Origin of the sequence: Microbacterium sp. AG238, from assembly GCF_003610405.1 — a bacterium.
In the GTDB taxonomy this organism is placed as follows: domain Bacteria; phylum Actinomycetota; class Actinomycetes; order Actinomycetales; family Microbacteriaceae; genus Microbacterium.
In genome coordinates, this window is record NZ_RAQC01000003.1 from 145,067 (window position 1) to 157,445 (window position 12,379).

13 protein-coding genes are annotated in these 12,379 nt (G+C 71.3%); 12 read left to right on the plus strand and 1 reads right to left on the minus strand.

Translation table 11 applies throughout. From position 1 onward, the window contains the following. The first annotated feature begins 83 nt into the window (after positions 1-83). From DEU36_RS15775 to DEU36_RS15815, 9 genes are all read left to right on the plus strand, one after another. Entirely contained in the window at positions 84-1,295 is a 1,212-nt protein-coding gene (locus DEU36_RS15775; protein ID WP_120265291.1) for a triacylglycerol lipase, read from the plus strand. Positions 1,296-1,360: 65 nt separating this feature from the next. Further along, on the plus strand, positions 1,361-3,211 hold the full coding sequence (gene glmS / locus DEU36_RS15780) for a glutamine--fructose-6-phosphate transaminase (isomerizing) (RefSeq protein WP_120265292.1): 1,851 nt from the start codon (positions 1,361-1,363) through the stop codon (positions 3,209-3,211). 25 nt (positions 3,212-3,236) lie between these two features. Beyond that, the gene (locus tag DEU36_RS15785) at positions 3,237-3,593 is read left to right on the plus strand and encodes a holo-ACP synthase (protein WP_120265293.1); all 357 of its coding nucleotides are present in this window, start codon (positions 3,237-3,239) and stop codon (positions 3,591-3,593) included. Beyond that, on the plus strand, positions 3,590-4,726 hold the full coding sequence (gene alr, locus DEU36_RS15790) for an alanine racemase (RefSeq protein ID WP_120265294.1): 1,137 nt from the start codon (positions 3,590-3,592) through the stop codon (positions 4,724-4,726). The genes DEU36_RS15785 and alr overlap by 4 nt, the downstream gene beginning before the upstream one ends. Then, positions 4,723-5,226, plus strand: coding sequence for a tRNA (adenosine(37)-N6)-threonylcarbamoyltransferase complex ATPase subunit type 1 TsaE (gene tsaE, locus DEU36_RS15795; protein ID WP_120265295.1), 504 nt, complete (start codon positions 4,723-4,725; stop codon positions 5,224-5,226). Before alr ends, tsaE begins: the two co-directional genes overlap by 4 nt. A gap of 36 nt (positions 5,227-5,262) precedes the next feature. Then, a complete protein-coding gene (gene tsaB / locus DEU36_RS15800; RefSeq protein ID WP_120265296.1) occupies positions 5,263-5,934 on the plus strand; it encodes a tRNA (adenosine(37)-N6)-threonylcarbamoyltransferase complex dimerization subunit type 1 TsaB in 672 nt (223 codons plus the stop codon). Continuing rightward, positions 5,931-6,398, plus strand: a complete 468-nt coding sequence (rimI, locus tag DEU36_RS15805; RefSeq protein WP_120265297.1) for a ribosomal protein S18-alanine N-acetyltransferase — start codon at positions 5,931-5,933, stop codon at positions 6,396-6,398. The genes tsaB and rimI overlap by 4 nt, the downstream gene beginning before the upstream one ends. Beyond that, positions 6,395-7,459 (plus strand): tRNA (adenosine(37)-N6)-threonylcarbamoyltransferase complex transferase subunit TsaD, encoded by a 1,065-nt coding sequence (gene tsaD / locus DEU36_RS15810; protein ID WP_120265298.1) that lies wholly within the window; start codon positions 6,395-6,397, stop codon positions 7,457-7,459. The genes rimI and tsaD overlap by 4 nt, the downstream gene beginning before the upstream one ends. Next, positions 7,459-7,920 (plus strand): hypothetical protein, encoded by a 462-nt coding sequence (locus tag DEU36_RS15815; RefSeq protein WP_120265299.1) that lies wholly within the window; start codon positions 7,459-7,461, stop codon positions 7,918-7,920. Before tsaD ends, DEU36_RS15815 begins: the two co-directional genes overlap by 1 nt. On the opposite strand, the gene DEU36_RS15820 is transcribed toward DEU36_RS15815, so the two are convergent. Next, positions 7,899-9,125: a class I SAM-dependent methyltransferase gene (locus DEU36_RS15820; protein ID WP_120265300.1), complete on the minus strand. Its 1,227-nt coding sequence runs from the start codon at positions 9,123-9,125 to the stop codon at positions 7,899-7,901. The two genes, DEU36_RS15815 and DEU36_RS15820, sit on opposite strands and share 22 nt — an antisense overlap. A gap of 143 nt (positions 9,126-9,268) precedes the next feature. Here DEU36_RS15820 and groES point away from each other — a divergent pair, with 143 nt between their 5' ends. The 3 genes from groES (at position 9,269) to DEU36_RS15835 (ending at position 12,233) form a co-directional block, all read left to right on the plus strand. Continuing rightward, positions 9,269-9,565 carry a co-chaperone GroES gene (groES, locus tag DEU36_RS15825; protein WP_023954390.1) on the plus strand — a complete coding sequence of 99 codons (297 nt, stop codon included), beginning with the start codon at positions 9,269-9,271 and terminating at the stop codon, positions 9,563-9,565. 122 nt (positions 9,566-9,687) lie between these two features. Continuing rightward, positions 9,688-10,629, plus strand: a complete 942-nt coding sequence (rarD, locus tag DEU36_RS15830) for an EamA family transporter RarD (RefSeq protein WP_120265301.1) — start codon at positions 9,688-9,690, stop codon at positions 10,627-10,629. A gap of 245 nt (positions 10,630-10,874) precedes the next feature. Then, positions 10,875-12,233, plus strand: coding sequence for an ABC transporter substrate-binding protein (locus DEU36_RS15835; RefSeq protein ID WP_120265302.1), 1,359 nt, complete (start codon positions 10,875-10,877; stop codon positions 12,231-12,233). Positions 12,234-12,379 lie beyond the last annotated feature (146 nt).

Consider the following 12,379-nt stretch of genomic DNA (forward strand, 5'->3'; position numbering starts at 1 on the left):
GAGGGCCCTCGTCTTGCTCGGCGGACGACGCCTTCGCATTTCTCGTTACGCACCTGTCATCGCAACCTGCTAGGTATGAATCCATGGAACTGGGGCGGCGCTCGCGCGCGCTCGTGCGCGTCGTGGTGCGCGTGCGCTCGCGGGTGCGGCGACGGCGTTCCCGGTGGCGTCCGCTCGTCGCGTTGAGCACGGTGATCGTGCTCGCCGCGACGGCCACGCTCGCCCCCGCAGCGGCCTCCTCGGCATTCGCCCCCGCGGGCACGGGCACGGTGTCCGCGTTCGCCGACCGCGTCGTCCGGTTCGGTCAGGAGGGGGCTCAGGACTCGCGAGCCGTGCTCCTCGTCCACGGCTGGCTCAGCACGGTCCTCCCCGATGCCGACGGCCGGCCGTCGTATGCCCGATCGCCCTTCGCGCGCCCGGTGCAGTGGCGCGACGGTTCAGGCGCGCCGGTAGCCCGTGGCATGACGGCGTCGCTGCAGGAGCGGCTCGAGGCACAGCCCGGCGTCGCGGTGTACGCCTTCGACTACTCCGCGAACTCGGCGAGCTGGGTCGGATCGAACGGTTCGGCCGACAACCTCGCCGCGGCCATCCGCTCCATCGCGGACAGCGTCCACGGTCCCGTCGACATCGTGACGCATTCGATGGGCGGCCTCGCGCTGCGGTACGCGTTGCGCGACGACCCCGGTGTCGCGGCGCTGATCGGCGAGGTGGTCACCGTCGCCGCCCCCTCGGAGGGATCGGATATCGCCAACGTCGCTGTCGACATCGCCGCGGTGATCCGCGCCACGATGTCGACGGTGCCGGTGCTGCAGAATCTCGTGCTGCCCTGGATCGGCGCCGTCTGCAATAACCAGCTGGCCTCCGATGCACGCGGGGGCTGCGACCTCCCGCCGGTCATCCGCACCGGGATCGCCGCTCTGGGGCCGGCCGGCACCGCCCTGCGAGCCGGCTCGACGGACCTCGCTGACCTACCCGACTGGCCGGAAGGGCTGCATGTGCATGCGATCGCCGGGTCCGCGGTCGTGGCGGTCCCGCTGCCGACGGGGAGGACGTGGGAGGCACGCCTCGGCGACGGTCTCGTGGCCGAGGGATCCGCGCTCGCGGGGGCGAGCGAGACCACGGTCGTCAGCTGCCGCACGGATCTGCCGCCCGGTGCCGCCGGGATCGGGATGATCCTCTCGGGCCAGGTGGCCGCGCCGCCTTTCGGTGGGGCCTGCGGGCACGACGCGATCTTCGCCAACCTCGAGGTCGTCGACGCGGTGATGGGCGTGCTGCGAGCCTCCGCGTCCGCCTGATCGCGGACCTCTCGCACGGCCCCGTGGGCCGAGCGCACAGGGGCTCCCGATCTAGGATGGACCCCATGTGCGGAATCATCGGCTACGTGGGCCCCCGTCCCTCGCAGGACATCCTCATCTCAGGTCTCGCCCGCCTGGAGTACCGCGGTTACGACTCCGCCGGCATCGCCGTGATCGACGGCGAGGGCGGCCTCGGCACGCGCAAGCGCGCCGGCAAGCTGCAGGTGCTGCGCGACGATCTCGCCGCTCACCCGCTCGCCGACGGCACGACCGGTATCGGCCACACGCGATGGGCGACCCACGGCGGTCCGACCGATGCCAACGCCCACCCCCACCTCGCCGACGACGACAAGCTCGCCGTCATCCACAACGGCATCATCGAGAACTTCGCCGAGCTGAAGTCCGAGCTCGTCGCAGCGGGCTACACCTTCCGCAGCGAGACCGACACCGAGGTCGCCGCGGTGCTGCTGGGGCGCGAGTATCAGGCATCCGGTGACCTCATCGCGGCGTTCCGCGCGACCGTGTCACGTCTCGAGGGCGCGTTCACGCTCCTGGCCCTGCATCGCGACCAGCCCGGACTCGTCGTCGGTGCCCGCCGCAACTCGCCGCTCGTGATCGGCCTCGGTGACGGCGAGAACTTCCTCGGCTCCGACGTCGCCGCCTTCGTCGAGCACACCCGCCACGCCCTCGCGATCGGGCAGGACCAGATCGTCGCGATCACGCCGCAGGAGGTCACGGTCACCGACTTCTCGGGTGATGCCGTCGACGTCGAGCCTTTCGAGGTCGTGTGGGATGCCGCCGCGGCCGACAAGGGCGGCTGGTCGTCGTTCATGGCCAAGGAGGTGTCGGAGGAGCCCGAGGCCGTCGCCAACACCATCCGCGGACGCGTCCACGACGGTCTGGTGCAGATCCCCGAGCTCGACGGCCTCGACGAGCTGTTCACGGGCATCGACCGCATCATCGTCATCGCGTGCGGCACCGCCGCCTACGCCGGCATGGTGGGCAAGTACGCCCTCGAGCAGTGGGCCCGCGTTCCCGTCGACGTCGAGCTCGCGCACGAGTTCCGCTACCGCGATCCGGTCATCGGACCCCGCACCCTCGTGGTGTCGATCAGTCAGTCGGGCGAGACGATGGACACCCTGATGGCGGTCAAGTACGCCCGGGAGGCGGGCGCGAAGACCCTGTCGATCTGCAACACGCAGGGAGCCACCATCCCGCGCGAGTCCGACGCGATCGTCTACACGCACGCCGGTCCCGAGGTCGCTGTGGCTTCGACCAAGGCCTTCGTCGCGCAGATCACCGCGCTCTACCTGCTGGCGCTCCACGTCGGTCGCGTGCGCGGCGCGATGGCCGACGAGGCGATCGCCGAGCAGGTGGCCCAGCTCGAGGCCGTTCCCGAGAAGATCTCCCGGGTGCTGGCGAGCGAGCAGGAGCACATCGAGCAGTTCGCGCACTGGATGGCCGACACCCGGTCGGTGATCTTCCTCGGTCGCCACGTCGGCTACCCGATCGCGCTCGAGGGTGCGCTCAAGCTCAAGGAGATCTCCTACATCCACGCCGAAGGCTTCGCCGCGGGCGAGCTCAAGCACGGTCCGATCGCCCTCATCGAGCCCGGCCAGCCCGTGTTCGTCATGGTGCCCTCGCCGACGAGCTCCCCCCTGCTGCACGCCAAGGTCGTCTCCAACATCCAGGAGATCCGCGCCCGCGGCGCCCGCATCATCGCGGTCGCCGAAGAGGGGGATGCCGCCGTGCTCCCGTTCGCCGACGAGGTGCTGCGCATCCCGCTCGCCGAGCCGCTGTTCGAGCCGCTGCTCGCGGTCGTGCCGCTGCACATCTTCGCCATGGGCCTGGCCACCGCCAAGGGCCTCGACGTCGACCAGCCGCGCAACCTGGCCAAGTCGGTCACGGTCGAGTGACCCCGCGCGGGCGCACGGTGACGCCGTGATCGTCGGTATCGGCGTCGACCTGGTCGACGTGCCGCGCTTCGAGCGTTCGCTCGAGCGCACGCCCCGACTGCTCGATCGGCTCTTCTCGCCCGCCGAGCGAATCCTCAAGCCGCGCTCGCTCGCCGCCCGCTACGCCGCCAAGGAAGCGCTCATCAAGGCTCTCGGCGGGTCGGAGGGTGTGCACTGGATCGACATCGAGGTGGCGTCGGAGGCCTCCGGACGGCCGGTGTTCGCGCTGACGGGCGAGACGGCGGCGACTGTCGCCGCGAGGGGAGTGACGACCGTGCACCTGTCGCTCTCGCATGACGCGAACCTCGCGACCGCCTACGTGATCGCGGAGGCGTCGTCGTGACCGCCCGGCCGCTGCGCGAAGCGCTGATCGACGTCGACGCCATCGAGCACAATGTCCGACACCTGCGGCGCCTCGTCCAGACCGAGGTCATCGCCGTCGTCAAGGCCGACGGGTACGGTCACGGCGCGTTGCTGGCAGCCACGGCCGCCCTGGCAGGAGGCGCGACCCGACTCGGGGTGGCCGACGTGTCCGAGGCGCTCGCGCTGCGCGGGGCGGGCATCACGGCCCCGGTGGTGGCGTGGCTGCACGGCTCCGACGCCGACTTCCGCGACGCCGCCGAGCACGGCATCGAGCTCGGGATCTCGAGCCTCGCCCAGCTGCAGGCTGCTGCGGCCGCGGCATCCGCCGAGCAGCCGGTCGGTGTGCACCTGAAGGTCGAGACCGGGCTCGGGCGCAACGGCGTCGAGCCGCGCGAGTGGCAGCGCGTCTGCGCGGAGGCGGCCCGTCTCGAGCGCGTCGGACGCCTGCGGGTCGTGGGTGTGTTCAGTCATCTGTCGAACACGAGCATCGACGACGACCGCCGAGCGCTCGCGCGGTTCCACGACGCTCTCGCCGAGGCCGCGGCCGCGGGAGTCCATCCTCCGCTGCGCCACATCGCCGCATCGAACGCCGCGATCGCCCTGCCGGAGGCTCGATTGGACTGCGTGCGCCTGGGACTGGCGATCTACGGCCTGTCTCCGCTCGCCGATCGCTCGTCGGCCGAGCTGGGCCTTCAGCCCGCGATGACCCTGCGCACGTCGGTCGCCGCGGTGCGACGGGTGCCCGCCGGACAGGGCGTCTCCTACGGGTACACGCATCGCACGGCGGCGGAGACGACCCTCGCCCTCGTGCCCCTCGGGTACGCCGACGGCGTCCCCCGGCAGGCCTCCGGGCGCGGTCCCGTGGTCATCGGCGGCCGGCGGTACACCGTGTCGGGGCGGATCGCGATGGACCAGTTCGTCGTCGACGTCGGCGATGCCGACGTGTCGATCGGCGACGAGGTCGTGCTCTTCGGCGACCCGACGCTCGGATACCCCGCCGCAGCCGAATGGGGCGATGCGGCTGACACGATCGACTACGAGATCGTCACGCGGATCGGCCCGCGGGTGCAGCGCACGGCGGTATCGTCCGAGATGACGGGAGGCCGACGATGAGCGGGATCGACGAGTACGTGGGCGAGCGTGAGGTGACCTCGGCCGACGAGATGGAGGCGTGGGGCCGCGAGATCGGGTCTCGGCTGCGCGCCGGTGACCTCGTCGTCCTCACAGGCCCCCTCGGCGCCGGCAAGACGACGCTCACCCGGGGGATCGGCGCCGGTCTCGGCGTGCGCGGTCCCATCCAGAGCCCGACCTTCGTCATCGCCCGCACACACCCGTCCCTCGTCGACGGGCCGCCGCTGATCCACGTCGACGCCTACCGTCTCGGCTCCCCGGCCGAGCTGTCCGACCTCGATCTCGACCTCGACGCCAGCGTCGCGATCGTCGAGTGGGGGCACGGCATGGTCGACGGGCTGCGTGAGAGCTGGTGGGAGATCGAGCTCGAACGCGGCTGGAGCGGCACCGGCCTCGACAACGCCTGCGGCACGAGCGGCCCCGCGGCCGCCGAGATGGCCGACGCCGCCCCGCGCATCGTCACCGTCACGCGTCGACCCTGAGCGCGTGGCGTCTCGCCCCGGGCTACCCTGGGTGACGTGATTCTGGGCATCGACACCTCGATCGGCACCGCCGTCGCGATCGTCGACCCCGCGGGTCGCGTGCGGGCCGAGGCGGTCAGCCCCGACCCCCGCGGGCACGCCGAGGTCATCGGAGATCTGCTCGTGCGCGTCTTCGGCGACGCGGGCGTCGGCCCCGCGGAGATCACTGCCGTCGCGGCCGGCATGGGCCCGGGCCCGTTCACGGGCTTGCGGGTGGGTATCGCCGCCGCGCGCGCGTTCGCGCTCGGGCGCGGCATCCCGCTGATCCCGGTCGCGAGCCACGACGCCGCGGCCCGCGCGCACGTCGATCCCGAGTTCGCGAGCCCGGGCGCAGCCCCGGTCGAGGGAGAGCCGATCGCGATCGTGACCGATGCCCGCCGTCGGGAGCTCGCCGTCTCGGTCTACCGCGTCGAGAACGGGATGCCGGTGCGCATCGTCGATCCGCACCTCGTCCCACGCGCGGCGACCGAGCCCCTCGACCTCTTCGGTGCCCCCGCGGCGGAACTCGCCGAGACGACGTCGATCAGCGCCGCTGCCCTCGCCCGCGTCGCGGCCGAGCGGCTGGCGTCGGGAGCGATCGACATCGCGATCGGCGACGCCGCGGAGCCGCTGTATCTCCGTGCCCCCGATGTGACCGTTCCCGCCGGGCCGAAGAAGGTCGGCACGTGAGCCTGCGCACCGCCACGGACGGTGACCTCGACGCCATCATGGCGCTCGAGGAAGCGTCGTTCCCGACCGACGCGTGGAGCCGCGGGGCCATGTCCGCCGAGATCGCCTCGCCGCACGGCCGGTACCTCGTCGACGTCGAGGACGATCGCGTCGTCGGCTACGGCGGCGTGCGTGCGGTGCACGGTGCGGCCGACGCCGACATCCAGACCCTCGCCCTCGAACCCGCACGGCGGGGCACCGGCCGCGGCCGGAGGCTGCTTCGGGCGCTGATCGCCGAGGCCCGTGACCGGGGAGCGCGCGAGGTCTTCCTCGAGGTGCGCGCCGACAACCCGGTCGCGCAGCGGCTCTACGCCTCCGAGGGCTTCGTCGAGATCGCGCGCCGGCCGCGCTACTACCAACCGGACGACGTCGACGCCATCATCATGCAGCTGAGCCTCCGCGGTGAGGGAGGGACCGAACGATGACCACCGAGCCGACCCGTTCCGAGCCGCTCGTGCTGGGGATCGAGACCAGCTGCGACGAGACCGGCATCGGGATCGTCCGCGGGCGCACCCTGCTGTCGAATACGATCGCGAGCTCGATGGCCGAGCACGCCCGCTACGGCGGCGTCGTGCCGGAGGTCGCCGCCCGCGCGCACCTCGAGGCGCTGCAGCCGGCGATCGAGGCCGCCGTGGCCGAGGCCGGGGTCTCGCTGACGGACCTCGACGCCGTCGCCGTCACGAGCGGGCCGGGGCTCGCGGGCGCCCTCATGGTCGGCGTGGGCGCCGCGAAGGCCCTCGCCGTGTCGCTCGAGAAGCCGCTCTACGCCGTCAACCACCTCGTCGGGCACATCGCCGCCGACATCCTCACCGGCGACGACGTCGAATACCCCACCGTCGCTCTCCTGGTCAGTGGCGGACACACCTCGCTCCTCCTCGTCCGAGACCTCGTCTCCGACGTCGAGATGCTCGGCGAGACGATGGATGACGCCGCCGGCGAGGCATTCGACAAGATCGCGCGCATCCTCGGTCTGCCTTACCCCGGCGGCCCGGAGATCGATCGCGCCGCGGCGGACGGCGACCTCGACGCGATCCGGTTCCCCCGCGGGCTCTCGCGGGCCTCCGACATGGCCGCGCACCGGTACGACTTCTCGTTCTCGGGGCTCAAGACCGCCGTGGCGCGCTGGGTCGAGCAGCGCCAGGCGGCGGGCGAGACCGTGCCGATCGCCGACGTCGCGGCATCGTTCCGCGAAGCCGTCGTCGATGTTCTCGTGACCAAGGCACTCGACGCGTGCGCTCAGCACGGCGTGCCGCGGCTGCTGCTCGGCGGCGGTGTCATCGCCAACCGGCGACTGCGCGAGGTCGCGATCGAACGCGCCGCTGCCGCCGGAGTCGCGGTCCGCATCCCGCCGCTGAGCCTGTGCACCGACAACGGGGCGATGATCGCGGCGCTCGCCGCCGAGCTCATCTCCTCGGGCGCCGAGCCGTCGACGCTCTCGTTCGGCGCTGATTCGACGCTTCCCGTGACCGAGATCCAGGTGCGCTGATGAGCGACGACCGGCTGCGCAGTCGGCGACCCGCGGTGGATGCGCCCTCCGACGACGTTGCTCCGGCCCCGCTGTCCGCGCCGCTGCCCGGAGAGCACCGCGGCGGGTTCCAGCGTGAGTTCACTCAGCCGACGCCGCTGCTGCACATTCCCGAGCCCGATGGCCGGATCGAGCCCGTCGCGCCTGAGCCGCGGGTCGAGTGGGCTCCGGCGCCCGAGGTCCTGCCCCGATCGGGGGCGTGGTCGTTGGCCCTGGCGATCATCGCCCTCGTCCTGTCGCTGTTCGTCGGGTGGGCGTTCCCGCTCGGCCTCGCCGCGATCGTGATGGCCGTGCTCGCCTTCCGTCGGCCGTGGGAGAGCCGCACCGTCGCGGTGTGGGCGCTCGGCCTGGCGGCGCTGTCGATCGTGTACAGCGCCGGGTGGCTCGTCTGGTCGGCGAGTCAGTCCGGGCTGCTGGACTGAGCCCCTTCGGCGGGGTCGGCGTCGACCCGGTCCGCGAGGACGGCGACGCGTCGGTCTCCGATGCGGGTGAGGAAGAGGGTCGCCGACGCGCTCCCCGACAGCGTGAGCTTCTTGCGGAACTGCGCCGGATCGACGTCGACGCCGCGCTTCTTGATCTCGAGGACGCCGATGCCCGCGCGCTTGACGGCGGCATCGATGTCGCGCGGCTTCAGCGGCAGCACCTCGCGGACCCGGAACGTCGTGGCGAACGGACTGGTGCGCCCGGCGTCGGACGTCATGTACGCCGTCCCGCCCGCGAGCATGCCGGCGTCGAGCGTGCGGGCCACATCGCCGATCAGGCGCGCGCGGATGACGGCGCCGTCGGGCTCGTGCAGGTAGGCGCCGAGCTCGCGCGGCTCGGCGTCGGCGGCGTCGCCCGGCGCCGTGAGCTCGGCGGCGCGGTCGCCACGGAGAACGAGCGCAGAACGCCGCACGCCCGGGCGAGCGAGAGCGCCCGACCACACGACCAGCTCGATCGTCGACCCATCGGCGCTGATCCACTGCGCTTCGCCGTCGGTCGGGAGGTCGTCACGGTCGAAGGCGGGCCCGAGCTTGATGCCGGTCGGCAGCCGTTCCGCGAGGCCGAAGGCCCACTCGAGCGAAGGTGTGTAGTCGGATGCCGCGACGCGGCGCGTCTCGCCGTGCCCCGAGGTTCGACGTGCCGGATCGAGCCAGACCGCGTCGATGCCGGTGAGATCGGTCTCTTCGGCGCGGCCGTGGCGTACCCGGGCCGATGAGCCGAACGGGGCGAGGTTGTAGGCGGCCAGGGCGGCGGTGATCTCGTCGGCGTCGACGGCGAGGACCTCGAGCCCGATACCGGCGAAGCCGAGCGCGTCGCCGCCGACCCCGCAGCCGAGGTCGGCCACGCGGGCGATGCCGGCATCGCGGAATCGGCCGGCGTGACGCGCGGCGACCGCGAGACGCGTGGCCTGTTCGAGACCGGCTCGGGTGAACAGCATCCGGTCGGCGAACGGACCGAACTTCGCCCGCGCGCGCTCCCGCAGACGGGCCTGGCCGACCACCGCCGACACGAGGTCGGGGGAGAGGCCCTCGCGCCGCAGCCGCGAGACCGCGGTGGCGGCATCCGCCGTCGATGAGATCCGGAGGGTGTCGACCAGACGGAGGCCCTCGGGGGTCAGCAACGCGGAGAGCTCGGCGTGATCCACCACGACAGCCTACGCGGGGGCGGCGGCGGATGCCGCGGTAGGTTGGCACTCGCGTTGCGTGAGTGCCAACGTCCCCCTACACTCGGAGTTGGCACTCTCAGGGTGAGATTGCCAACAAGTCTTGTCGAAGAAAGAGGTAGACCGTGTCGGTTTCCATCAAGCCGCTCGAGGACCGCATCGTCATCAAGCAGGTCGAGGCCGAGCAGACCACTGCGAGTGGTCTGGTCATCCCCGACACCGCCAAGGAGAAGCCCCAGGAGGGCGAGGTCGTGGCGGTGGGCCCCGGCCGCATCGATGACAACGGCAACCGTGTTCCGCTCGACGTCGCCGTCGGCGACCGCGTGATCTACAGCAAGTACGGCGGAACCGAGGTCAAGTTCGGCGCTGACGAGTTCCTCGTGCTCTCGGCGCGCGACGTCCTCGCCGTCGTCGTCCGCTGACGCAGAGCTCTTCCACGAAGGCCCGGGTGCATGGCATCCGGGCCTTCGTCATGGCAGAAGCGCGGCGGCGGATGGCAGTCCGTCACGACCGCGACGTGTCATGACCGTCCTATGCTTGGCTCGTGACACCCGTCGATCCCGCCCGTGAGCGCACCCTGGGTGGGATCTACGCCTTCTCGGCGTACGTCCTGTGGGGGTTCATGCCCCTCTACTTCCTCACGCTCGCCCCGATGGGGCCGTTCGAGGTCGTGTCGTGGCGCATCCTCTTCTCGCTCGTCTTCTGCGCGATCCTCCTCACGGTGCTCCGCGCCTGGGGGAAGCTGATCGCAATCCTGCGCACGCCGCGGCTGGTGCTGTGGACGATCGTCGCCGGCCTGCTCATCTACGTGAACTGGCAGGTCTTCCTCATCAGCACCCTCACCGGCCACGTGATCGAGGGGAGCCTGGGGTATTTCATCAACCCGATCGTCACGGTCCTCCTCGGCGTGCTCGTCCTGAAGGAGCGGCTGCGGGTCGCGCAGTGGGTCGCGATCGGCATCGCGGCGGTCGCGGTCGGCGTCATCGTCGTCGGGTACGGCGCATTCCCCTGGATCGCCCTGACCCTCGCGGCCAGCTTCGGAACCTATGGGCTGGTGAAGAAGCAGATCGGGCCGTCGGTGGATGCCGTCAGCGGGCTGACCCTCGAATCGCTCTGGCTCGCACCCGTCGCCATCGTCCAGGCGATCGTCGTCGCTGTCACCGGCGGGCTGATGTTCGGCTCGGTCAGCCCCGGGCACACCGCCCTGGTGACCCTCGCCGGCGTCGTCACCGCCGTGCCCCTCCTCTTCTTCGCGGCAGGTGCGCGGCGCAGCAGCCTCACGGTGATCGGTCTGCTGCAGTTCGCGGCACCGATCCTGCAGTTCATCACGGGCGCCTGGATCCTCGGCGAGCCGATGCCGCTCGAGCGCTGGATCGGGTTCGGGCTCGTCTGGCTCGCCCTCGTCGTACTCAGCGTCGACTCGCTGCGCGCCGCCCGTCGATCCAAGCGCGCCGACGCGGCATCCGATGTCGCGCCCGTCGTCTGAGTCCGCCGCACGGGAGCGGGGAGCCTGACCGCAGCGTCGTATTCCGGCTCGTCTGATCGGCCCGATGAGGGTCGTGGCGCCGGGCTCCGCCGCGGAACGTCGGGGTTCACGCGGCGCCGGAGATAACGATTGGGTCGCGTAACAGACCGTTAACACATCGCAACATCGCCGACGCGAGAGCGCCACTAGGTTTAACCCAACCTCGCGGGGCTTCGGTGCCGCGTTCCCACTCATCAAGGAGCACAATGGGCGTTCTCACCCGTTCCCGCACCGCGAAGGTCCTCGGCGGTATCGCCGTGATCGGCGCGAGTGCCCTCGTCCTCGCAGGCTGTGCCGGAGACAGCGAACCCGCTGCGTCGGGCGACGCCGGCGGGAACACCTCGGCCGATTTCCCGATCGACTGCGACGCGGCCGCGCCCGCGTCGTACACGCCGGAGTACACCTCGACCTCGACCGGTCCCGGAACCGACCTCACCTACACGATCGGCACGGCTCTGCCCGTGACCGGCAACCTCGCCTTCCTCGGCCCGCCCGAGATCTCGGCGACCGAGTTCGCCGCCTCCGAGATCAACGCCGCGGGCAAGGGCATCACGATCGACCTGAAGCAGGGCGACTCGGGTGACACCGACAACAAGGCCTACGAGACCGAGATCCCCCGACTGCTGGGCGAAGGCGCCACGGCGATCATCGGTGCGGCATCCTCCGGTACGTCGCTGCAGTTCATCGACCAGGTGATCGCCGCGAACGCCATCCAGTTCTCGCCCGCCAACACCTCCGCGGCCTTCACCGGCTACAAGGACAACGGCCTGTACTGGCGCACCGCTCCCTCCGACGTGCTGCAGGGCGAAGTGCTCGGTAACCTGATCGGCGCCGACGGCAACGAGACGCTCGGCATGATCGTCCTCAACGACGCATACGGCACCGGCCTCGCGTGCTTCACCAAGGCCGCGTTCGAGGCTGCCGGCGGCGAGGTCGTCGCAACCTCGCTCTACAACACCGGTGACACGAACTTCTCGGCCCAGGTCGAGGATGTTCTCGCAGCCGGCCCCGACGCGATCGCGCTGATCACGTTCGAAGAGGTCAAGACCATCATCCCCGAGCTGATCGGCGCCGAGGTGGCCCCCGAGCAGCTCTACCTCGTCGATGGAAACCTGGCGAACTTCGGCGACGACTTCGAAGCCGGCACCATGGCGGGTGCGAAGGGCACCTACCCCGCGGTCGACCCCGCGTCGATCGCGACCTTCCGCGACAACCTGCAGGCGTTCTGGACCGGTGCCGGCAACGCCGAGCTTCAGGACTTCACCTACGGGCCGGAGTCGTATGACGCGGTCGTGCTGCTCGCTCTCGCGGCGCTGCAGGCCGGGTCGACGGCGGGCCCCGACGTGGCCGCGAACCTGCAGGCGGTCTCGGGCGGCTCGGGTGACGGCACGAAGTGCACGAGCTTCGCGGAATGCGCCGACCTGATCATCGCCGGCGAAGCCGCCGACTACGACGGCGTCTCGGGCCCGATCACCTTCAACGAGGTGGGCGACCCGACGGAGGCATCCATCGGTGTCTTCGAGTACGGCGACGACAACAACTACGAGTTCGTCCGCGTCGGCTGATCACCACGACGAGGGCCCCGGTCTCCTGGCCGGGGCCCTCGTCGTGTGCGGTGGGTGCGGGCTGGGCTCGGGGCCGGGGTTCGAGTTGGCAGTTGGCGCCCCCTCTCGGGGCGTGAGCGGGCGCGAGCTGCCAGGTGAGCCCGGGT

Coding starts and splice junctions, on each gene's coding strand:
- DEU36_RS15775 (WP_120265291.1), top strand. CDS start 84: ATGGAACTGGGGCGGCGCTCGCGCGCGCTCGTGCGCGTCGTGGTGCGC.
- glmS (WP_120265292.1), top strand. CDS start 1,361: ATGTGCGGAATCATCGGCTACGTGGGCCCCCGTCCCTCGCAGGACATC.
- tsaE (WP_120265295.1), top strand. CDS start 4,723: ATGAGCGGGATCGACGAGTACGTGGGCGAGCGTGAGGTGACCTCGGCC.
- tsaD (WP_120265298.1), top strand. CDS start 6,395: ATGACCACCGAGCCGACCCGTTCCGAGCCGCTCGTGCTGGGGATCGAG.
- DEU36_RS15815 (WP_120265299.1), top strand. CDS start 7,459: ATGAGCGACGACCGGCTGCGCAGTCGGCGACCCGCGGTGGATGCGCCC.
- DEU36_RS15835 (WP_120265302.1), top strand. CDS start 10,875: ATGGGCGTTCTCACCCGTTCCCGCACCGCGAAGGTCCTCGGCGGTATC.